We start from the raw sequence: 19,668 nt of genomic DNA, 5'->3' as shown, positions 1-19,668 counted from the left end.
GGGTCCGGTGCGCTACCGGCCGCGGCCGACCCGCGGCCGACGGACGAGCCTCCCGCGCAGCTCAGAGGCCCACCAACTCGTCGTAGACGGCGAGGACTTGAGCAACCGTTTCGTCCTCCGTGGGCCAGGTCTCGGCTTGGGCCCGGCCGGCCTCGGCCAGCTCGCGGCGCGCCTGAGGGTCCGCGAGCAGCCGCAGAGCCGCGTCCGCAAGCGCCCCGGCGTCTCCGTACGGGACGAGCACCGCCGCCTCCCCCACCAGTTCCGGCACGCCGCCCACCGCCGTGGCGACCAGCGGCACACCGAGCCTGAGCGCGTCCTGGGCGAGCAGCGAGCGGGCCTCCCAGCGGCTCGGCAGGACCGCGACGTCGGCGGCGGCGAGCAGTTCGGTGATGTCGTCGCGCCGCCCGACGAGCCGGACCGGCAGGGACTCCGCCTCGATCCTGCGCTGCAACGCGGCCCGCTCGGGCCCCTCCCCGGCGATGACGAGCAGCGGCGCGGGGTAGAGGTCCCGCCAGGTGTGGGCCGCGTCCAGGAGCACGTCGTAGCCGCGGTGTTCGGCCAGACTTCCCACCGCCATGAGCAACGGCCGGTCCACGGCGCCGAGTTCGGCCCGCGCCTTACCGTCGGGCGGACCGGGCGCCGGACGGGGCGCGGGTACCGCGACCGGGGCGAGCCGGGCGTCCCTCGCGCCCCGGTACCGGGCCCGGTCGACCAGGTCGGAGGAGGTGGCGAGCACCACCGCGGCGGCCTTCGAGACGCGTCGTTCCAGCAGGGCGAGTACCTGGCCGCGGGCGCCCTCGGCGTGCGCGCGGGTGTGCCAGGTGACGACCAGCGGCACGCCCTTCCTGCCGCGCAGCGCCAGGACGGCCCGGACGGCGGCGTGCAGCCCGTGCGCGTGGACGACGTCGGCGCCCGCACAGGCGGCCCGCAGCGCACCGACCGCCATCGGATCGGCGCGCCGCGAGACGGGCACGAAGTGGGCGCCGGCCGCGGGGAAGTCGTACTCCCGCTCCAGTTCGGCGGGGGCACAGACGGTGACGCGTACGCCCCGGGCGACCAGGCCGGCCGCGAGCGACCTGACGTGCGCGCTGCTGCCCGCGCTGCCGCCGCCCAGCACTTGGACCGTACGCAGCTGTGACACGTGAACAGGCTCCCGGAGCGGCCGAGTCGGCGGTGGAGGTCGATGCTTCCCGGCCAAGGATGCCAGTCCGTACGGACGTTCCGGCACCGCCCGGAGGTTCCTTCCGTGTCGCGCCGGGCAGATCCACGCGCCCAAAACACCCACACGGGTGAACGAAACCGCGCACCGGGCGAGCGCCCGCGCCCCGAAAGGAGCGCGGGGAAACGCACGACCGGCCACGACCGCACACGGCCGGACACCCACCACCCGGCGGAGCTCTACCGCGGGATGCGGGACTCCGCCCAGCCCGCTGCCGCGAGCAGACCGGCGGCGTGCAGGGCGAGCCCGACCCGCCGGTTGCCGGTGGCGATGGCGACCCCGAGCGCCGCGCCCAGGGCATGCGCGCCGCTGTCGCCGATCATCGTGCGCTCGCCGAGGTCGTCGGCGAGCACGGCGGCCGCGGCCCCCATCGGCACGGCCGCCTCGGGCCCGCGCAGCAGGCCGGGGGCGCCGAGCGCCAGGACGGCGCCGGTGGCCCGTCCGGGGCGCACGTCCAGCAGGTTGACGAGGTGCGCGGTCCCGGCCACGACCACCCCGGCGAGCACCTTGTCGACGGGCCGCTCCTTGAGCAGCGCCCCGGCGAGCAGACCGGCGCCCCCGATCCCGATCAACTTGACCGCGCCGCTGGTGACTTCGCCACCCCTCAACGCCCCGAGATGGTCCCGGAAGCCGCGCCGGTGGTCCTTGCGGACATCGTCGTACGCCCCGCACAGCGCGCCCGCGCCGATGGCGAGGAGCCCGGCCGTCCGGGTCCGCAGCGTCGCGGCCGCGGCGAGGGAGCCGAGCGCGACGGCGGGTCCGGCGTACAGGTCGACCGTCCGCCCCGCGTAGTTCGTACGCTCGAACCGCTCGTCCCGCCGGGTCCTGAGCCCCGCGCCGACGCCCCGCGCCACCGCCCCCGCAACGCCGAACGTCCTGATCCCACGCATCACATCAGCCATACCGGCCACCCTACGAAAGCCTCCCGGGGGCGCCGGGCGGCAGGCGACTACCCGTCGGCGCGGGCGGTGGCGAGCAGTTCCTCGGCGTGGGCGCGGGCCGTCTCGGAGTCCTCCTGGCCGGCCAGCATGCGCGACAGCTCGCGCACCCGGTCCTCACCCTCCAGGACCGTGACGCCGGACCGGGTGACGGTGCCGTCGTTGGTCTTCTCCACGAGGAGCTGGCGGTCCGCGAACGCCGCCACCTGCGGCAGGTGCGTCACCACCACGACCTGCGCCGACTTGGCGAGCTTGGCGAGCCGACGGCCGATCTCGACCGCCGCCTTGCCGCCGACGCCCGCGTCGACCTCGTCGAAGAGGTACGTCGGCACCGGGTCCGTGCCCGCGAAGACGACTTCCACGGCGAGCATCACGCGCGAGAGCTCACCGCCGGAGGCACCCTTGGCGATCGGCCGGGCCGGCGCACCGGGGTGCGGGGCGAGCAGCAGCTCCACTTCGTCGGCGCCGGTCGGGCCGTAGGCGACGGTGCGGCCGCCGACCTCGACGCCCTCGGGATCCTCGCTCTGGCCGACCGCGAACGACACCCGTGCGTGCGGCATCGCGAGGGAGGCGAGCTCGGCCGTGACGGCCTCGGCGAACCGGGCCGCGGCCTCGGTCCTGGCGTCCGTCAACTCCTGCGCCAGGACGGACAGTTCGCTCCTCAGACCGTCCCGCTCGGCAGTGAGTTCCTCGATCCGGCCGTCGTCGCCGTCGAGCTCGGTCAACCGCGCCGAGCCCTCCTGCGCCCAGGCGAGCACGGCCGCGATGTCCTCGCCGTACTTACGCGTCAGCGCGGTCAGGGCGGCCCTGCGCTCCTCCACGGCGGCCAGCCGCAGCGGGTCGGCGTCCAGGTCGTCGGCGTATCCGGCGAGCTCGCCCGCCACGTCGCCGAGCAGGATCGCGACCTCGCCGATGCGCTCGGCGAGCGCGGCCAGCGCGGGGTCGTGGGACCGCACAGCCTCCAGGGCCCGGTGCGCGCCGGCGACCAGTGTCGTCGCGTCCACGCTCTCGGGGTCCTCGGGGTTGCCGGCCAGCGCGGCGTGCGCGACGGCGGCCGCCGAGGCGAGCGCCTCGGCGTGCCCGAGCCGGCCGGCCTCGGCCGCGAGTTCGGCGTCCTCGCCGGGCAGCGGCTCCACGGCGGCGATCTCATCGAGCCCGAACCGCAGCAGATCGGCCTCCTGGGCACGCTCGCGCGCCCGCGTGGTCAGCTCCTCAAGCTCGCCGGCGACCGCCCGCAGCCGCCGATAAGCCTCCGCGTACTTGGCCAGCGGGCCGGCCACCGCGTCACCTGCGTACCGGTCGAGGGCCTCGCGCTGCCGGGCCGGGCGCAGCAGGCCCTGCTGGTCGGTCTGGCCGTGCACCGCGACGAGCTCGTCGGCGAGTTCGGCGAGCACGCCGACCGGCACCGACCGCCCGCCGAGGAACGCCCGCGAGCGGCCCTCCGCCGAGACGGTACGGCTGACCAGCAGCGCGCCCTCGTCCAGCTCGGCCCCGGCCTCCTCGGCCCGGAGCACCGCCGAACTGCCGGGCCGCAGCGCGATCCGCCCCTCGACGACCGCCGCCTTGGCGCCGATCCGCACGAGCGCGGGGTCGGCCCGCCCGCCGAGCAGCAGCCCCAGGCTCGTGACGACCATGGTCTTGCCCGCGCCGGTCTCGCCGGTCACCGCGGTGAAACCGGGCGACAGCTCGACCACCGCGTCGTCGATGACCCCGAGCGACCGTATCCGCATCTCCTCCAACACGGACATGACCTTACGAGGTCCGGGGCCCTGATTGCGACGCCCCCCGTGCCGTCACCCTCTCGTGGGGCCCCAACCGTCGGTGCGGGGGAAAGCCCCACCATGATCGGGAGGCCCGCCGGATGGTCCTGGTGCCACCCTCCCCGCCAGGCTCGACGACATGAGTACAGGACTGGTCCGTTCCGCCCTGCGCGGCCACCGCCCGGCGCTCGCCGGGACGTTCGTGGCCGCGCTGTTCGCCGCGACCGTGGTGAGCGCCTCGATGACCCTGCTGGTCAGCACGTCGGCGGACGGCCTGTCCGCAGGGGCGCGGGCCGTGCTGGCGGCCAACGACATCGGCGACATGGCCGTCGTGATGCTGATCGGATCCATCTACATGTCGATTTTCGTGATCGCATCGACGATGGGCACCGCGGTGGCCCAGCAGCACCGCGAGCTCGCGCTGGTGCGGGCCATCGGCGCCCGGCCCCGTCAGGTGCGGCGTGCCGTGGTGGTCCAGGCGGTCGCCACCGCGGGGCCGGCCGCGCTTGCCGGTTTCCTGCTCGGCGGCGGCCTGTTGGGCCGGGTCTGGTTCGCCGGGCTGCGCGACCACGCTCTGGTCCCGGCCGAGGTGGGCTACCGCTTCACGTGGCTCGCGCTGCCCGTCTGCCTGGCCGTCGCCGTGGTCACCTCGGCGCTCGCCGCCCTCCTCGCCTCGCTGCGCGTGTCCTTGATGCGACCCGCGCGGGCCCTGGAGGAGGCCGTGGCGGGCCGGCGTGAGCTGGGCAGGGTCCGGGCGCTGCTGGGCGTGCTGGCGGTGGTGGGCGGCGGCGCCCTGTCGGTGTCCCTGGCCCACCAGTCGTCGGACCGCGCGGCGCAGGCCTCGTTCCTCGTACTGCTGCTGTTCTGCGTCGGCACGGGGCTGCTCGGCCCGAAGGTCGTCGGTCCCGCGGCCCGCCTGGTGGCGGCGCCGGCCCGCCGGTTCGGCGGCAGCGCGCGCCTGGCCGTGCTCAACGTCCGCTCGCAGCCGCGCCGCTTCTCGGCCGCGGTGGTTCCGCTGGTCCTGGTGACCGGCTTCGGCCTCACCAAGATCGCGACGCATACGACGGCGGCCCACTACACGGGGTCGGCGGGCAGCCCGGGTTCCGTCTGGCTGGACTACTTCGGCACCGGTCTCTACGCGGGCTTCGCCGCGATCGCCGCGGCGAACACCCTGGCGATGATCTCCTTCGAGCGGCGCCGCGACCTCGCCCTGCTGAGGGTGGTCGGCGCCCTGCCGGGACAGGTCCGCTCGATGGCCGCCTGGGAGGCGGGCATCGTCGCCGCCACGGCGCTGTCGCTCGGCACGGGGGTCGCCCTGGCAACCCTGGCCCCGATGCTGACGGCCGCCTTCGGATCCTGGGTCCCGTATCTGCCGTGGCCGACCGCGCTCGGCATGGCGGGCGCCACCTTGCTGCTCGCCCTGCTGGCCACGGGGCTTCCGGTGCGGGCGGCCCTGCGCCGGCGGGCGATCACGACACTGGCCGCGTCCTGAGGCCCGCCCGCGCCGGAGGGCTCAGTGCGGCGCGCCGCGCCAACCCGACACCGGCAGCGCGAACTTGGCGACCAGTCGGTCGGTGAACGAGGCGTGGTGCAGCCGGGCGAGCCGGACCGGAACGGCACCCCGGCGCACTTCCACCCGTGCGCCCGAAGGGAGTTCGACCGTGCGCCGCCCGTCGCACCACAGCACGCCGTGCGGCGTGTGCGGCTGCACCTCGACCGCGAGCACCGAGGTGGGCGAGGTGACCAGCGGCTTGGCGAACAGCGCGTGCGCGCTGATCGGCACCATGAGCAGCGCCTCGACCTCGGGCCACACCACGGGCCCGCCCGCCGAGAAGGCGTACGCGGTCGAGCCGGTCGGGGTCGCGCAGACGATGCCGTCGCAGCCGAAGCCGGTCACCGGACGGCCGTCGATCTCCAGGACCACCTCCAGCATCCGCTCGGGCGAGACCTTCTGGACGGCGGCCTCGTTCAGGGCCCAGTCCTGGTGCACCACATCGCCGTTGTTGCGCACGACGACGTCGAGGGTCATCCGCTCCTCGACCTCGTACGCCCGGGTCACCACCCGGTCGACCACCTTGTCCAGGTCGTCGCGCTCGGCCTCCGCGAGGAAGCCGACCCGGCCCAGGTTGACGCCGAGCATCGGCACGCCGGACGCGCGGGCGAGCTCGGCGCCGCGCAGCAGGGTGCCGTCACCGCCCAGGACGATGAGCAGTTCACAGGCGTCGAGGCACTCGGGGATGGCGTCCTCGACGATCTCCGCGTCGGCGGGCAGCGGCAGGTCCGCCGCCTCCGCCCGCAGCACCCGCACCCCGATGCCGCTGCGCAGCAGCCCCCGTACCACCAGCTCCGCGCTGCGGATGGCGGCGGGCCGTCCGGTGTGGGCGAGCAGGAAGACAGTGCGTGCCGCTGTGTTCTGCGCGTTCTCCGACGAGCTCAACGAGGTCCCTCCGCCACTGCGCGGTCGACGTCCGCGGGATCGAGCGCGGGCGCCCCGGCCCGCAGCCACAGAAAGTACTCGACGTTGCCGGAGGGGCCGGGCAGCGGGCTGGCGGTGACACCGACCACCCCGAGCCCCAGGCCGGCCGCCTGGGCCGCCACGGTGCGTACGGTCTCGGCGCGCAGCTCGGGGCTGCGCACGACGCCCCCGCTGCCGAGCCGTTCCTTGCCGATCTCGAACTGCGGCTTGACCATGAGGACCAGGTCCGCGTCGGGCGCCGAACACCGCACGAGGGCCGGCAGCACCAGGCCGAGCGCGATGAAGGAGAGGTCGCCGACCACGAGGTCCGCGGGCTGCCCGTCGATGTCGTCGAGCGTCAACTCGCGTACGTTCGTACGGTCCTTCACGGTGACCCGGTCGTCACTCTGAAGGGACCAGGCGAGCTGTCCGTAGCCGACGTCGACAGCCACGACGTGTCCGGCTCCGGCGCGCAGCAGCACATCGGTGAAGCCACCGGTCGACGCCCCGGCGTCCAGCGCCCGGCGCCCCTCGATCTTCAGTCCCTGCGGCACGAAGGCCGCGAACGCTCCGGCCAGCTTGTGGCCGCCGCGCGAGACGTAGTCCGGATCGCTGTCGTCGTCCACCACCACGATCGCGGCGGCGGTCTCGACCTGGGTGGCGGATTTGGTGGCGACGGTCTTGCCGACGCTCACCCGCCCCGCGGCGATCAGCTGGGCGGCGTGCTCGCGCGACCGCGCGAGCTTCCGGCGCACCAGCTCGGCGTCGAGGCGGCGGCGTGCCACTCCTGCCACGTTCGGTTCAGCTCCTGTTGTCGTAGTGTCACGGCGGCCCGGTGGGCCGCTAGGGGCGGTGGTCCGCCAACGGGTGGGCGGGCGCGGAGGTTCCCGGTCCGCCCGGGGCGGGCGGCCCCTGGCGGGCGTCCAGCGCGGTCAGCGCGTCGCGGAGCCCCCGGTGTACATCCTCGTACACCTCCAGATGCTCCTGGGTACCGAGGTGGTCGACGTCCCCGAGCCGCTGGACCAGCGCGTCGACCCCGGCGTCGCCGGTGGGAGCACGGGATACGTCCAAGGGCGAGGGGCCGACCGCCTCGGCAGCGCGATCCCTCTCGGATTCCATCCTGGGATCCCTCTCGGATTCCACCCTGGATTCCGGCTCGGATTCCAGCTCGGGGCGCGGCATCGGGTCGCTCATGCCAAGACGCTACCGCGAAGCCCTGCGGTACGGTCGATCACGATGGCGACCACTCAGGAGTGCCGCGGCGCACTCGACAGACTTTCGGACAGCATGGCGCGGGCGAATGGCGAGGTTCATGCCGCCGCCGCGCTGGACCGCTCGCTGACCTGCCACATCACGGACCTCGACGTCACGTTCGCGGGCCGCCTCCAGGACGGCCGCATCGAGGTCCGCGACACGAGGCCCGGCCCGCCGGTCGACAAGGCCCAGATCCGCCTGTCGATGAAGGGCGACGATTTGGTGGCCCTGGTCAACGGCGAGCTGAACTTCGCGAAGGCGTGGGCATCGGGCAGAGTCCGCCTGGAAGCCGGCTTCCGAGACCTACTCCGCCTCCGCGCCCTACTCTGACCCACCGCCTTTTCCCGTGCGGACGGGGTACCGAATCGCGCGGTCTCCGCGCGCCCCCAGCCCCACTTCACCGTGCGAACCGGCCGCACACGGTGCCGCCAGGGGCGCGGGGAACTGCGCGAGTGCGCCCGCACGATCCGCAGACGAAGAGGGGCTGAGGCCCGGGGTCCCCCTGGCCTCCGCGCGCGAACAGGGGTCTGGGGCAGAAGCCCCGGAGAACCAGCCTCACCCCCCACCCCCGGAGGGTCTCGGGAAGGGGCGGGGTGGGGAAGAAACTCAGCCGGCCACCACCGCGCCCGCCCCGCGCCGAGCCGCCGGCACCACCAGCGGCGTCCCCGTCTCAGGGTCGGGAATCACCTGGCACCGCACCCCGAAGACCCGCTCGACCAGCTCCGCCGTGACAACCGAGGACGGCGCCCCCTCCGCCACGACCCGCCCGTCCCGCATCGCGATGAGGTGCGTGGCGTAACGCGCCGCCTGGTTGAGGTCGTGCAGCACCGCGACCAGGGTGCGCCCCTGCTCCTCGTGCAACTCCGCGCACAGATCGAGGACCTCCAGTTGGTGCTGGATGTCGAGGAACGTCGTCGGCTCGTCGAGCAGCAGCAGCGGCGTCTGCTGGGCCAGCGCCATGGCGATCCAGACCCGCTGGCGCTGCCCGCCGGACAGCTCATCGACGTACCGCTCGCCGAGACCGCCCACCCCCGTCGCGTCCATCGACTCCTGCACGATGCGCTCGTCCTCGGGCGACCACTGCCGCAGCAGCCCCTGGTGCGGGTAGCGACCGCGCGCCACCAAGTCGCCCACGGTGATCCCGTCCGGCGCGATCGAGGACTGCGGGAGCAGCCCGAGCGTCCTGGCGACCTTCTTCGCGGGCAGCGAGTGGATGGACCGCCCGTCGAGCAGCACCCGCCCCTGGCTCGGCTTGAGCATCCGCGACAGCGCCCGCAGCAGCGTCGACTTGCCGCAGGCGTTGGGCCCGACGATCACGGTGAACGAGTGGTCCGGGATCTCGACCGACAGGTCTTCGGCGATCACCCGCTGGTCGTAGCCAAGGGTGACCGACTCGGCGCTGAGGCGCTGCATGCGCGTACTCCTGGAGGAGGAACGGGACGGAGAGGCGGGCCAAGTACCCGATGTGACAGGTGAGTTGGGGAGAGCGGATGGCGTGCGGCTCATATCCGCCCCGCCTTGCGTTCGGTGACGAGGAGCCACAGCAGATACACACCGCCGACCATCCCCGTCAGCACCCCCACCGGCAGCGTGCTCTCGCCGAACAACTGCTGCGCGGCCCAGTCGGCGACGACCAGGAGGGCTGCGCCCATGCAGGCGGAGGCAAGGATGTTGGGCCCGGTGGCCCGGGTCAGCCGGCGGGCCAGCTGCGGCGCGGTCAGCGCGACGAAGGAGATCGGCCCGGCCGCCGCGGTCGCCGATGCGTTGAGCAGGACGGCGGCGAGCATCAGCACGGTGCGGGTTCGCTGCACCGGCACGCCGAGCGCGTGCGCCGCGTCGTCGCCCATCTCCAGCATCCGCAGCGGACGCCCGTACGCGAGGACCAGCGGAAGCAGCACCGCGAACAGCGCGAGCAGTGGCCAGACCTGCGCCCAGTCGCGCCCGTCGAGCGAGCCGGTGAGCCACACCATCGAGCGGGTGGCGTCGACCAGGCTCGACTTGGTGAGCAGATAGTGGATGCAGGCGGTCAGCATCGCGGCCGCGCCGATGCCCACGAGCACCAGGCGGTAGCCGTGCACGCCCTTCTTCCACGCCAGCAGGTAGACGGCGACCCCGGTCGCTAGGCCGCCGACCAGCGCCCCCAGCGAGACGGCGACCGCGCCGCCGTGGAAGAACACGATGACGGCGAGCGCGCCTACCGAGGAGCCCTGGCCGAAGCCGATGACGTCCGGACTGCCCAGCGGATTGCGGGAGATGGACTGGAAGAGCGCGCCCGAGATGCCGAGCGAGGCCCCCACGAGCAGCGCCACCAGGACGCGCGGCAGCCGCAGTTCGTTGATGATGAAGTCCTGCGCGCTCGTGCCCGATCCGGCCAGGGTGCGCACGACGTCGGCGGGCGCGATGGCGAAGTCGCCGGTGCCGATCAGGACGACCGCGGCCGCGAGCGCCAGCACGGCGAGCCCGGCGACCACGGCCAGCGCGCGCGGCTCGGCCCGGAAGGAGAGGCCGCCGGGGGTACGTATCGCCTTCACAGTTGGGCCATCCTCTTGCGCCGGACGAGATGGATGAACACGGGTCCGCCGATGAGCGCGGTGACGATGCCGACCTGGAGTTCGGCGGGCCGGGTGATGATCCGCCCGATCACGTCGGAGCCCAGCAGCAGAACGGGCGAGAGCACGGCCGCGTACGGCAGGATCCACCGCAGGTCGGGCCCGGTGATGGCGCGGACGATGTGCGGGACCATCAGCCCGATGAACACGATCGGCCCGCAGGCCGCGGTCGCGGCCCCGCACAGCAGGGTGATCACGAGCATCGAGGCGATGCGGGTCCGGGTCAGATGGGCGCCGAGCGCGCGTGCCGTGTCGTCGCCCATGGCCATCGCGTTGAGCGGCCGCGCGAGCAGCAGGGCGACGACGAGTCCGGCGAGGACGAACGGCGCGACCTTGGTGACGGTCGCCATGTCGGCCGCGGCCAGCGAGCCGACCTGCCAGAACCTCAGCTGGTTCAGTGCGGCGGAGTCGGTGAGCTGGACGGCGTTGATGTAGCCGTAGAGCGCGGCGCTCGCCGCCGTCCCCGCGAGCGCGAGCCGCACGGGCGTCGCGGCCCGGCTGCCACCGAGGAGGTACACGGCGGCCGACACCACACCCGCGCCGAGAAACGCGAACCACACATATCCGGTGAGCGAGTTGACACCGAGGAAGCTGATGGCGGAGACGACGGCCGCCGCCGCGCCCGCGTTGACGCCGAGGATGCCGGGTTCGGCGAGCGGGTTGCGGGTGAGGGCCTGCATGACCGCGCCCGCGACCCCGAGCGCGGCACCCACGAGCAGACCGAGCAGCGTCCGCGGTACCCGCACATCGTGCACGAGTACGTCATTGGCGGTGCCCGAGCCGTGGAAGAGGCCGTGCCAGACATCGCCGAGCGGCATGGGTTTCGCGCCGATCGCGACGCTGGCGACGGCGACGAGCGCCAGCGCGCCCACGGACACGAGCAGACCCGCGGCGCGCGCCGCACGTCGCTTCGCGGTCGGGGCCGGGGGCGCGGCGGTGGTCCCGTCGCGCGGCTGAGGAGGGCTGTCTACCAACACGCAACTTAGGTTAGCCTACCCTGCGCTGGCTCGAAGTTGCCCCCTCACTCGGCCGTCCCGGCTCAAAGCCCCAGTCGCGCCAGCGCCTTCGCCGGGTCCAGCGCGCACACGCCGTCCCCCGCGTGCGACCAGGCGGCCGCGCACAACGCCCTGAGCCCGTCCATCGCGTTCCCGTCGCCTTCGAGCACAAACTCGCCGGACTCCGTGCGCACGGAAGCGGCCCACCCGCCACACTCGAACAACCCGTCATTTCCAGCCACTTCAGGCTGCCCGGTGAGCAGGCCCCGCAGATCGGCGTCCACGAAGGTGGGCCGGTGCTCGGGCCGCGCGGCCAGGAGCTGGGCGCCGTCCGTCACCCCGGTCAGCACGAGCAGCGAGTCCACTCCGCCGTTGAACGCGCCCTCGATGTCCGTGTCGAGCCGGTCCCCCACCACCAGCGGCTTCTTCGCCCCCGTCCGCAGCACCGTCTCGCGGTGCATCGGCGGCAACGGCTTGCCCGCGACCTGCGGCTCGGCACCCGTGGCGATGCGTACGACCTCGACGGCCGCCCCGTTCCCCGGCGCGATCCCCCGCCCGCTGGGAATCGTCAGATCGGTGTTGGACGCGAACCACGGCACCCCGCGGGCCACCGCGTAGGAGGCCTCCGCGAACCTCCCCCACGTGATGTCGGGACCGCCGTACCCCTGCACCACCGCGGCCGGATCGTCGTCCGCCGAATCCACCGGTACGAGGCCGCGCTCCAGCAGCGCCACCCGCAGGCCCTCACCACCGATCAGCAACACCCTTGATCCCTGCGGCAGTTGGTCGGACACAAGGCGGGCCACCGCCTGCGCCGAGGTGATCACGTCGCCCGGCTCCGCGGGCACGCCGAGGTCCGTGAGGTGCGCGGCGACCGCGTCCGGCGTCCGCAGCGCGTTATTGGTCACGTACGCCAGGTGCATCCCGCCGTCCCGGGCCACACCGAGCGCCTCGACGGCATGCGCGATCGCGGCACCGCCCGCGTACACCACCCCGTCCAGATCCAGCAGAGCCGTGTCGTAGGCCTCGTTCAGCGCCTCGGCGCTGCCGCGCGGCATCGTCCGGCCGGTCTGGCTCATCTTCATCCACTCCTCGTTCGATACTCTGCCCCGATCATCGCGCATGCCCACACCCCACTTACCATGCACAGATGAGCACAACTGGGCGTGCGGACCTCGGGCTGCGCCTGATCCCGTTCCGCGGACTGCGCTATGTCCCCGAGCGGGTCGGCAGCCTCGCCGCCGTGACCTCGCCGCCGTACGACGTGGTCGTACGCCCCGACGGACTGCTCCACCTGGAGTCGGCGGATCCCTACAACATCGTCAGGCTGATCCTTCCGCAGGCCGCCTCCCCCGCGGCCCGCAACCAGCAGGCCGCCCTGACCCTGGACGACTGGCTGGACGAGGGCGTCCTCGCACCGGACCCCGAACCCGCCGTGTACGTCTACGAGCAGGAGGGCGACGGCATACTCCAGCGCGGTCTCATCGGCGCGCTGGCCCTCTCCGAACCGGCCGCCGGCATCGTCCTGCCCCACGAGGACGTCATGCCCCACGTCGTAGAGGACCGCGCGGCACTGATGCGGACCATCGCCGCCCATCTCGAACCGCTGCTCCTGACCTACCACGGCAGCAGCGCCCCGACCGGAGCGACCGCCGTCATCGAGCGCGCCGTCCTGCGCGAGCCGCTCCTGCGCACCACCACGGAGGACGGCTTCCGCCACCGGCTGTGGGCGCTCACGGATCCGGCCGAAGTCGCGGAGGTCCAGGCCGACCTCGCGACCCACCAGGCGGTCATCGCCGACGGCCACCACCGCTGGGCCACCTACCTCCGGCTGCGCGACGAGCAGACCTCGCCGGGCCCCTGGGACTTCGGTCTGGTCCTCCTCGTCGACACGGCTCGCTACCCGCTCCGCGTCCGCGCGATCCACCGCCTCCTGCACCGCCTCCCGGTGTCCAAGGCCCTCGCCGCGGTCGCCGACTCCGCCGCCTTCCGCATCCGCACCCTTGAGGTCCCGCTCGCCCGCGCCCTGGAGACGCTCGCCGAGGCCGCGTCCGAAGGCAACGCCTTCCTGCTGGCCGGGGACGGCCGCTTCCACCTCCTGGACCAGCCGGACCAGTCCCTGCTCGCCCGCACGATCCGCGAGGACCGGCCGCCGGCCTGGCGCTCCCTGGACGCCACGGTCCTCCACTCGACCCTGCTCGACGCCATCTGGGACATCCCCGACACCCCCGACGACATCGCGTACATCCACGACACCGCGGCCGCCGTCGAACAGGCGGAACGGCACGACAAGACGGCCGTCCTGATGCATCCGGTGCGCGAGGAGGTCGTACGGGACCTGGCACGACAGGGCGTCACCATGCCCCGCAAGTCGACGTCCTTCGGCCCCAAGCCCGCCACGGGCCTGGTCCTGCGCAGCCTGACGGTGAACTGACCGCCCACCACGGACGCGAAGAGGCGGCACCCCCGGTGTGGGGATGCCGCCTCTTTCACCAGTCGGACGTCAGCCGTCCGCCTCAGTCGCCTTCAGTCGCCCTGAGTTGTCAGGCGTCCTTGGAGATCGGCGGAACGGACTCGTCCCGAGCGGGCTCCTCAAGGTCGGCGTCCACGACTTCGGCGTCCCGGACGACATCGGCGTCGCGGACAACATCGGCGTCGCGCACGACATCGGCCTCGTGCACGGCATCGGCGTCGTCGCCCTCGAAGTCGTCCTCGTCTTCGCCCTCGTCGTCGAACTCGGGCTCGTCGCGCACGTCGTCGGCGCCGAGCGGCTCCGCCACGACCTCATCGACTTCGGCGTCGTCCTCGACCATGGCGTCCACGAAGTCGACACCGTCCAGCTCGGCGAGCCGGTCGGAGGCGTCGGTCGAGCCGTCCTTGTCCGCTTCGAGGGCCTTGGCGAACCACTCGCGGGCCTCGTCCTCGCGGCCGGCGGCCAGCAGGGCGTCGGCGTACGCGTAGCGCAGTCGCGGAGTCCACGGCTGTACGGAGTTCGAAGCGAGCTCCGGGCTCTGCAGGGTGACAATGGCGGCGTCCAGCTGCCCCAGGTCCCGGCGCGCACCGGCCACGACCAGCCGCATCTCGACCTGCCCGGCCTTGTCGAGCTTCTGCACCTCGGGCTCGCCGGCCATCGTCAGCGCCCGCTCGGGACGGCCGAGACCGCGCTCGCAGTCGGCCATGACGGGCCACAGCTCGACGGAACCGGTCATCCGACGCGCGGCACGGAACTCCGCCAGCGCCTCCGAGTACTTCTGCGTGGCGTACGCCGCGAACCCGGCGGCCTCGCGAACGGCGGCCACCCGGGAGGCGAGCCGAAGCGCGACGCGCGAGTACGCGTACGCCTGCTCGGGCTCCTCGTCGATGAGCCGAGCCACCATCACCAGGTTGCTCGCCACGTCCTCGGCGAGACCCTTGGGCAGGCTCATCAGCTCCTGACGCACGTCCTCGTCGATCTCGTTGCCGGTGACGTCTTCGTCGATCGGCAGCCGCTTGATCGGCTCGCGGTCACGATCCCGGTCCCGGTCGTCGCGACGCCCGTAGCCACCGCGGTCGTCACGACCCCGGTCATCGCGCCGGTCGTCCCGCCCGCGGTACCCACCCCGGTCGCCACGGTCGTCACGGCGGAACCCACCACGGTCATCGTCACGGCGCGGAGCCGGACGATCGTCACGACGACCGTAACCACCACGGTCATCATCGCGACGCGGCGCGGGACGCTCATCACGACGGAAGCCGCCACGGTCGTCATCACGGCGCGGAGCCGGACGCTCATCACGACGGAACCCGCCACGGTCATCATCGCGACGCGGCGCGGGACGCTCATCACGACGGAACCCGCCACGGTCATCATCACGGCGCGGAGCCGGACGCTCATCACGACGGAACCCGCCACGGTCATCATCACGACGCGGGGCCGGACGGTCATCACGACGACCGTAGCCGCCGGAGGACCCACCACGGTTGTCGTCGCGACGGAAACCACCGCCGGAGGACCCACCGCGGTTGTCGTCCCGACGGAACCCACCACGATCGTCATCACGACGCGGAGCCGGACGATCGTCACGACGACCGTAGCCGCCGGAGGACCCACCACGGTTGTCGTCGCGACGGAAACCACCGCTGGAAGACCCACCGCGGTTGTCGTCCCGACGGAACCCACCACGATCGTCATCACGACGCGGGGCCGGACGGTCATCACGACGACCGTACGAGCTGCCGCCACCACGGTTGTCATCACGACGGAAACCACCGCCGGAGGACCCACCGCGGTTGTCGTCCCGACGGAACCCACCACGATCGTCATCACGACGCGGGGCGGAACGCTCATCGCGGCGGAAGCCGCCACGGTCATCGTCGCGACGCGGGGCCGGACGGTCATCGCGACGACCGTAGCCACCGGAGGATCCGCCTCGGTTGTCGTCGCGGCGGAAGCCGCCACGGTCGTCATCACGACGCGGAGCGGGACGGTCATCACGACGGCCATAGCCGCCGCCGGAGGACCCAGCACGGTTGTCGTCCCGACGCGGGGCCGGACGGTCATCACGACGACCGTACGAGCTGCCACCGCCGGAGGACCCACCACGACTGTCGTCACGGCGGAAACCACCGCCGGAGGATCCACCGCGGTTGTCGTCGCGGCGGAACCCACCACGGTCATCGTCACGACGCGGGGCCGGACGATCGTCACGACGGCCGTACGAGCTGCCGCTACCGGCCGGACGACCGCCACGGTCGTCACGACGGGGGTACCCGCCGGTGGAGGATCCACCACGACTGTCGTCACGACGCCCGCCGTAGCCACCGCGGTCGTTGTCACGTCGCGGGCCGCGATCGTCTCGACCACCGCGGTAGCCGCCCCGGTCGCCACCGTCCTGGCGGCGCGGCTCGCGCTCCGGACGATCGTCGGGAGAGTTGGTGGACATCGTGACTCCTAGTCTTCGGGTACTGCAGTCATTCTCGCGCAGTCGGCTGCCCGACGCGCTTCGGAAAAAACAAGAGAAAAAACAAAAGGACCCTTGGTCCCAGCGTGAACGCTGGGACCAAGGGTCCTGAAATATTGTTCGGCGGCGTCCTACTCTCCCACAGGGTCCCCCCTGCAGTACCATCGGCGCTGAAAGGCTTAGCTTCCGGGTTCGGAATGTAACCGGGCGTTTCCCTAACGCTATGACCACCGAAACCCTATCGGTTTCGAGCGAACAAGCACACTTTTCAATTAAGTGGGTTCTGCTCAACCAGCAACTGTTCGTTGCTTCAGAACAAACACAGTGGACGCGAGCAACTGAGGACAAGCCCTCGGCCTATTAGTACCAGTCAGCTCCACCCCTTACGAGGCTTCCACATCTGGCCTATCAACCCAGTCGTCTACTGGGAGCCTTACCCTCTCAAGGAGGTGGGAACACTCATCTCGAAGCAGGCTTCCCGCTTAGATGCTTTCAGCGGTTATCCTTTCCGAACGTAGCCAACCAGCCATGCCCTTGGCAGGACAACTGGCACACCAGAGGTTCGTCCGTCCCGGTCCTCTCGTACTAGGGACAGCCCTTCTCAATGTTCCTGCGCGCGCAGCGGATAGGGACCGAACTGTCTCACGACGTTCTAAACCCAGCTCGCGTACCGCTTTAATGGGCGAACAGCCCAACCCTTGGGACCGACTCCAGCCCCAGGATGCGACGAGCCGACATCGAGGTGCCAAACCATCCCGTCGATATGGACTCTTGGGGAAGATCAGCCTGTTATCCCCGGGGTACCTTTTATCCGTTGAGCGACGGCGCTTCCACAAGCCACCGCCGGATCACTAGTCCCGACTTTCGTCCCTGCTCGACCCGTCGGTCTCACAGTCAAGCTCCCTTGTGCACTTACACTCAACACCTGATTGCCAACCAGGCTGAGGGAACCTTTGGGCGCCTCCGTTACTCTTTAGGAGGCAACCGCCCCAGTTAAACTACCCATCAGACACTGTCCCTGATCCGGATCACGGACCGAGGTTAGACATCCAGCACGACCAGAGTGGTATTTCAACGACGACTCCACAACCACTGGCGTGGCCGCTTCAAAGTCTCCCACCTATCCTACACAAGCCGAACCGAACACCAATATCAAACTGTAGTAAAGGTCCCGGGGTCTTTCCGTCCTGCTGCGCGAAACGAGCATCTTTACTCGTAGTGCAATTTCACCGGGCCTATGGTTGAGACAGTCGAGAAGTCGTTACGCCATTCGTGCAGGTCGGAACTTACCCGACAAGGAATTTCGCTACCTTAGGATGGTTATAGTTACCACCGCCGTTTACTGGCGCTTAAGTTCTCAGCTTCGCAACCCCGAAAGATCACTAACCGGTCCCCTTAACGTTCCAGCACCGGGCAGGCGTCAGTCCGTATACATCGCCTTACGGCTTCGCACGGACCTGTGTTTTTAGTAAACAGTCGCTTCTCGCTGGTCTCTGCGGCCACCCCCAGCTCACCGAGTAAATCGGATCACCAGTGATGGCCCCCCTTCTCCCGAAGTTACGGGGGCATTTTGCCGAGTTCCTTAACCATAGTTCACCCGAACGCCTCGGTATTCTCTACCTGACCACCTGAGTCGGTTTAGGGTACGGGCCGCCATGAAACTCGCTAGAGGCTTTTCTCGACAGCATAGGATCATCCACTTCACCACAATCGGCTCGGCATCAGGTCTCAGACTATGTGTTGTCCGGATTTGCCTAGACAACGTCCTACACCCTTACCCCGGGACAACCACCGCCCGGGCTGGACTACCTTCCTGCGTCACCCCATCGCTTACCTACTACAGATCCGGGTCACCGGCTCCACCACTCCCCTCAACTCCGAAGAGATCAGGGCGGCTTCACGGGCTTAGCATCGTCTGATTCGATATTGGGCGTTTCAAAGCGGGTACCGGAATATCAACCGGTTGTCCATCGACTACGCCTGTCGGCCTCGCCTTAGGTCCCGACTTACCCTGGGCAGATCAGCTTGACCCAGGAACCCTTAGTCAATCGGCGCACACGTTTCTCACGTGTGTATCGCTACTCATGCCTGCATTCTCACTCGTGAACCGTCCACCACTAGCTTCCGCTGCAGCTTCACCCGGCACACGACGCTCCCCTACCCATCCATACAGGCGTTGGCCCTATACGTATGAATGACACGACTTCGGCGGTACGCTTGAGCCCCGCTACATTGTCGGCGCGGAATCACTTGACCAGTGAGCTATTACGCACTCTTTCAAGGGTGGCTGCTTCTAAGCCAACCTCCTGGTTGTCTCTGCGACTCCACATCCTTTCCCACTTAGCGTACGCTTAGGGGCCTTAGTCGATGCTCTGGGCTGTTTCCCTCTCGACCATGGAGCTTATCCCCCACAGTCTCACTGCCGCGCTCTCACTTACCGGCATTCGGAGTTTGGCTAAGGTCAGTAACCCGGTAGGGCCCATCGCCTATCCAGTGCTCTACCTCCGGCAAGAAACACACGACGCTGCACCTAAATGCATTTCGGGGAGAACCAGCTATCACGGAGTTTGATTGGCCTTTCACCCCTAACCACAGGTCATCCCCCAGGTTTTCAACCCTGGTGGGTTCGGTCCTCCACGACCTCTTACAGCCGCTTCAACCTGCCCATGGCTAGATCACTCCGCTTCGGGTCTAGAGCGTGCAACTCAAACGCCCTATTCGGACTCGCTTTCGCTACGGCTTCCCCACACGGGTTAACCTCGCTACACACCGCTAACTCGCAGGCTCATTCTTCAAAAGGCACGCAGTCACGACTGCATGTGCAAGCACATACAGCGACGCTCCCACGGCTTGTAGGCACACGGTTTCAGGTACTATTTCACTCCGCTCCCGCGGTACTTTTCACCATTCCCTCACGGTACTATCCGCTATCGGTCACCAGGGAATATTTAGGCTTAGCGGGTGGTCCCGCCAGATTCACACGGGATTTCTCGGGCCCCGTGCTACTTGGGTGTCTCTCAAACGAGCCGTTGATGTTTCAGCTACGGGGGTCTTACCCTCTACGCCGGACCTTTCGCATGTCCTTCGCCTACACCAACGGTTTCTGACTCGCCTCACAGCCGGCAGACTGTGAAAGAGAGATCCCACAACCCCGCATGCGCAACCCCTGCCGGGTATCACACGCATACGGTTTGGCCTCATCCGGTTTCGCTCGCCACTACTCCCGGAATCACGGTTGTTTTCTCTTCCTGAGGGTACTGAGATGTTTCACTTCCCCTCGTTCCCTCCACATACCCTATGTGTTCAGGTATGGGTGACAGCCCATGACGACTGCCGGGTTTCCCCATTCGGAAACCCCCGGATCAAAGCCTGGTTGACGGCTCCCCGGGGACTATCGTGGCCTCCCACGTCCTTCATCGGTTCCTGGTGCCAAGGCATCCACCGTGCGCCCTTAAAAACTTGGCCACAGATGCTCGCGTCCACTGTGCAGTTCTCAAA

14 protein-coding genes, 2 rRNA genes and 1 pseudogene are annotated in these 19,668 nt (G+C 70.2%); 3 read left to right on the top strand and 14 right to left on the bottom strand.

The features are described 5' to 3' along the window. Nucleotides 1-61: 61 nt before the first annotated feature. The 3 genes from OG522_RS28915 to recN all read right to left on the bottom strand — a co-directional run bounded on the left by OG522_RS28915 (nucleotide 62) and on the right by recN (nucleotide 3,905). Entirely contained in the window at nucleotides 62-1,141 is a 1,080-nt protein-coding gene (locus OG522_RS28915) for a glycosyltransferase family 4 protein (RefSeq protein WP_329465951.1), read from the bottom strand. Nucleotides 1,142-1,398: 257 nt separating this feature from the next. Beyond that, nucleotides 1,399-2,121, bottom strand: a complete 723-nt coding sequence (locus tag OG522_RS28910; RefSeq protein ID WP_329465950.1) for a hypothetical protein — start codon at nucleotides 2,119-2,121, stop codon at nucleotides 1,399-1,401. Between the two features lie 47 nt (nucleotides 2,122-2,168). Continuing rightward, the gene (gene recN / locus OG522_RS28905; protein WP_329465949.1) at nucleotides 2,169-3,905 is read right to left on the bottom strand and encodes a DNA repair protein RecN; all 1,737 of its coding nucleotides are present in this window, start codon (nucleotides 3,903-3,905) and stop codon (nucleotides 2,169-2,171) included. Nucleotides 3,906-4,056: 151 nt separating this feature from the next. Here recN and OG522_RS28900 point away from each other — a divergent pair, with 151 nt between their 5' ends. Beyond that, nucleotides 4,057-5,409 carry an FtsX-like permease family protein gene (locus OG522_RS28900; protein WP_329465948.1) on the top strand — a complete coding sequence of 451 codons (1,353 nt, stop codon included), beginning with the start codon at nucleotides 4,057-4,059 and terminating at the stop codon, nucleotides 5,407-5,409. A 21-nt stretch (nucleotides 5,410-5,430) separates the two neighbouring features. Here the strand turns inward: OG522_RS28900 and OG522_RS28895 are convergent, their stop codons facing one another. From OG522_RS28895 to OG522_RS28885, 3 genes are read right to left on the bottom strand one after another with little or no spacing between them, the layout of a single operon-like run. Then, nucleotides 5,431-6,354 carry an NAD kinase gene (locus OG522_RS28895; protein ID WP_329465947.1) on the bottom strand — a complete coding sequence of 308 codons (924 nt, stop codon included), beginning with the start codon at nucleotides 6,352-6,354 and terminating at the stop codon, nucleotides 5,431-5,433. After that, the gene (locus OG522_RS28890) at nucleotides 6,351-7,166 is read right to left on the bottom strand and encodes a TlyA family RNA methyltransferase (RefSeq protein WP_329465946.1); all 816 of its coding nucleotides are present in this window, start codon (nucleotides 7,164-7,166) and stop codon (nucleotides 6,351-6,353) included. The genes OG522_RS28895 and OG522_RS28890 overlap by 4 nt, the downstream gene beginning before the upstream one ends. 49 nt (nucleotides 7,167-7,215) lie before the next feature. Further along, nucleotides 7,216-7,566, bottom strand: coding sequence for a hypothetical protein (locus OG522_RS28885; protein WP_443074760.1), 351 nt, complete (start codon nucleotides 7,564-7,566; stop codon nucleotides 7,216-7,218). Nucleotides 7,567-7,608: 42 nt separating this feature from the next. On the opposite strand from OG522_RS28885, the gene OG522_RS28880 reads away from it, so the two are divergent. After that, complete coding sequence (locus OG522_RS28880) at nucleotides 7,609-7,956, top strand: SCP2 sterol-binding domain-containing protein (RefSeq protein ID WP_329465944.1); 348 nt, start codon at nucleotides 7,609-7,611, stop codon at nucleotides 7,954-7,956. 276 nt (nucleotides 7,957-8,232) lie between these two features. On the opposite strand, the gene OG522_RS28875 is transcribed toward OG522_RS28880, so the two are convergent. From OG522_RS28875 to OG522_RS28860, 4 genes are all read right to left on the bottom strand, one after another. Next, nucleotides 8,233-9,039 carry an ABC transporter ATP-binding protein gene (locus OG522_RS28875; RefSeq protein ID WP_329465943.1) on the bottom strand — a complete coding sequence of 269 codons (807 nt, stop codon included), beginning with the start codon at nucleotides 9,037-9,039 and terminating at the stop codon, nucleotides 8,233-8,235. An 89-nt stretch (nucleotides 9,040-9,128) separates the two neighbouring features. Continuing rightward, on the bottom strand, nucleotides 9,129-10,157 hold the full coding sequence (locus OG522_RS28870; RefSeq protein ID WP_329465942.1) for a FecCD family ABC transporter permease: 1,029 nt from the start codon (nucleotides 10,155-10,157) through the stop codon (nucleotides 9,129-9,131). Continuing rightward, nucleotides 10,154-11,209: a FecCD family ABC transporter permease gene (locus tag OG522_RS28865; protein ID WP_443074848.1), complete on the bottom strand. Its 1,056-nt coding sequence runs from the start codon at nucleotides 11,207-11,209 to the stop codon at nucleotides 10,154-10,156. Before OG522_RS28865 ends, OG522_RS28870 begins: the two co-directional genes overlap by 4 nt. A gap of 65 nt (nucleotides 11,210-11,274) precedes the next feature. Next, the gene (locus tag OG522_RS28860; protein ID WP_329465941.1) at nucleotides 11,275-12,309 is read right to left on the bottom strand and encodes an HAD-IIA family hydrolase; all 1,035 of its coding nucleotides are present in this window, start codon (nucleotides 12,307-12,309) and stop codon (nucleotides 11,275-11,277) included. 71 nt (nucleotides 12,310-12,380) lie between these two features. Between OG522_RS28860 and OG522_RS28855 the strand changes: the two genes are divergently transcribed. Next, the gene (locus tag OG522_RS28855) at nucleotides 12,381-13,664 is read left to right on the top strand and encodes a DUF1015 domain-containing protein (protein WP_329465940.1); all 1,284 of its coding nucleotides are present in this window, start codon (nucleotides 12,381-12,383) and stop codon (nucleotides 13,662-13,664) included. Nucleotides 13,665-13,773: 109 nt separating this feature from the next. Here OG522_RS28855 and OG522_RS28850 read toward each other — a convergent pair whose 3' ends face one another. The 4 genes and pseudogenes from OG522_RS28850 to OG522_RS28835 form a co-directional block, all read right to left on the bottom strand. Then, the gene (locus tag OG522_RS28850) at nucleotides 13,774-14,655 is read right to left on the bottom strand and encodes a tetratricopeptide repeat protein (RefSeq protein ID WP_443074847.1); all 882 of its coding nucleotides are present in this window, start codon (nucleotides 14,653-14,655) and stop codon (nucleotides 13,774-13,776) included. A gap of 87 nt (nucleotides 14,656-14,742) precedes the next feature. Continuing rightward, nucleotides 14,743-15,588: pseudogene (locus tag OG522_RS41275) on the bottom strand (hypothetical protein); the annotation flags it as partial. Between the two features lie 700 nt (nucleotides 15,589-16,288). After that, nucleotides 16,289-16,405 (bottom strand): 5S ribosomal RNA (gene rrf / locus OG522_RS28840). A 105-nt stretch (nucleotides 16,406-16,510) separates the two neighbouring features. Beyond that, nucleotides 16,511-19,635, bottom strand: a 23S ribosomal RNA gene (locus tag OG522_RS28835). Nucleotides 19,636-19,668 lie beyond the last annotated feature (33 nt).

The sequence above is a fragment of the Streptomyces sp. NBC_01431 genome (assembly GCF_036231355.1).
Taxonomy (GTDB): domain Bacteria; phylum Actinomycetota; class Actinomycetes; order Streptomycetales; family Streptomycetaceae; genus Streptomyces.
This window is presented reverse-complemented; position numbering and strand designations above follow the sequence as displayed.

Excerpts from the sequence above, each read along its gene's own strand:
- OG522_RS28855 (WP_329465940.1), top strand. The coding sequence starts at position 12,381 with ATGAGCACAACTGGGCGTGCGGACCTCGGGCTGCGCCTGATCCCGTTC.
- recN (WP_329465949.1), bottom strand. The coding sequence starts at position 3,905 with ATGTCCGTGTTGGAGGAGATGCGGATACGGTCGCTCGGGGTCATCGAC.
- OG522_RS28900 (WP_329465948.1), top strand. The coding sequence starts at position 4,057 with ATGAGTACAGGACTGGTCCGTTCCGCCCTGCGCGGCCACCGCCCGGCG.
- OG522_RS28885 (WP_443074760.1), bottom strand. The coding sequence starts at position 7,566 with ATGAGCGACCCGATGCCGCGCCCCGAGCTGGAATCCGAGCCGGAATCC.
- OG522_RS28850 (WP_443074847.1), bottom strand. The coding sequence starts at position 14,655 with ATGAGCCTGCCCAAGGGTCTCGCCGAGGACGTGGCGAGCAACCTGGTG.
- OG522_RS28910 (WP_329465950.1), bottom strand. The coding sequence starts at position 2,121 with ATGGCTGATGTGATGCGTGGGATCAGGACGTTCGGCGTTGCGGGGGCG.
- OG522_RS28860 (WP_329465941.1), bottom strand. The coding sequence starts at position 12,309 with ATGAGCCAGACCGGCCGGACGATGCCGCGCGGCAGCGCCGAGGCGCTG.
- OG522_RS28875 (WP_329465943.1), bottom strand. The coding sequence starts at position 9,039 with ATGCAGCGCCTCAGCGCCGAGTCGGTCACCCTTGGCTACGACCAGCGG.
- OG522_RS28880 (WP_329465944.1), top strand. The coding sequence starts at position 7,609 with ATGGCGACCACTCAGGAGTGCCGCGGCGCACTCGACAGACTTTCGGAC.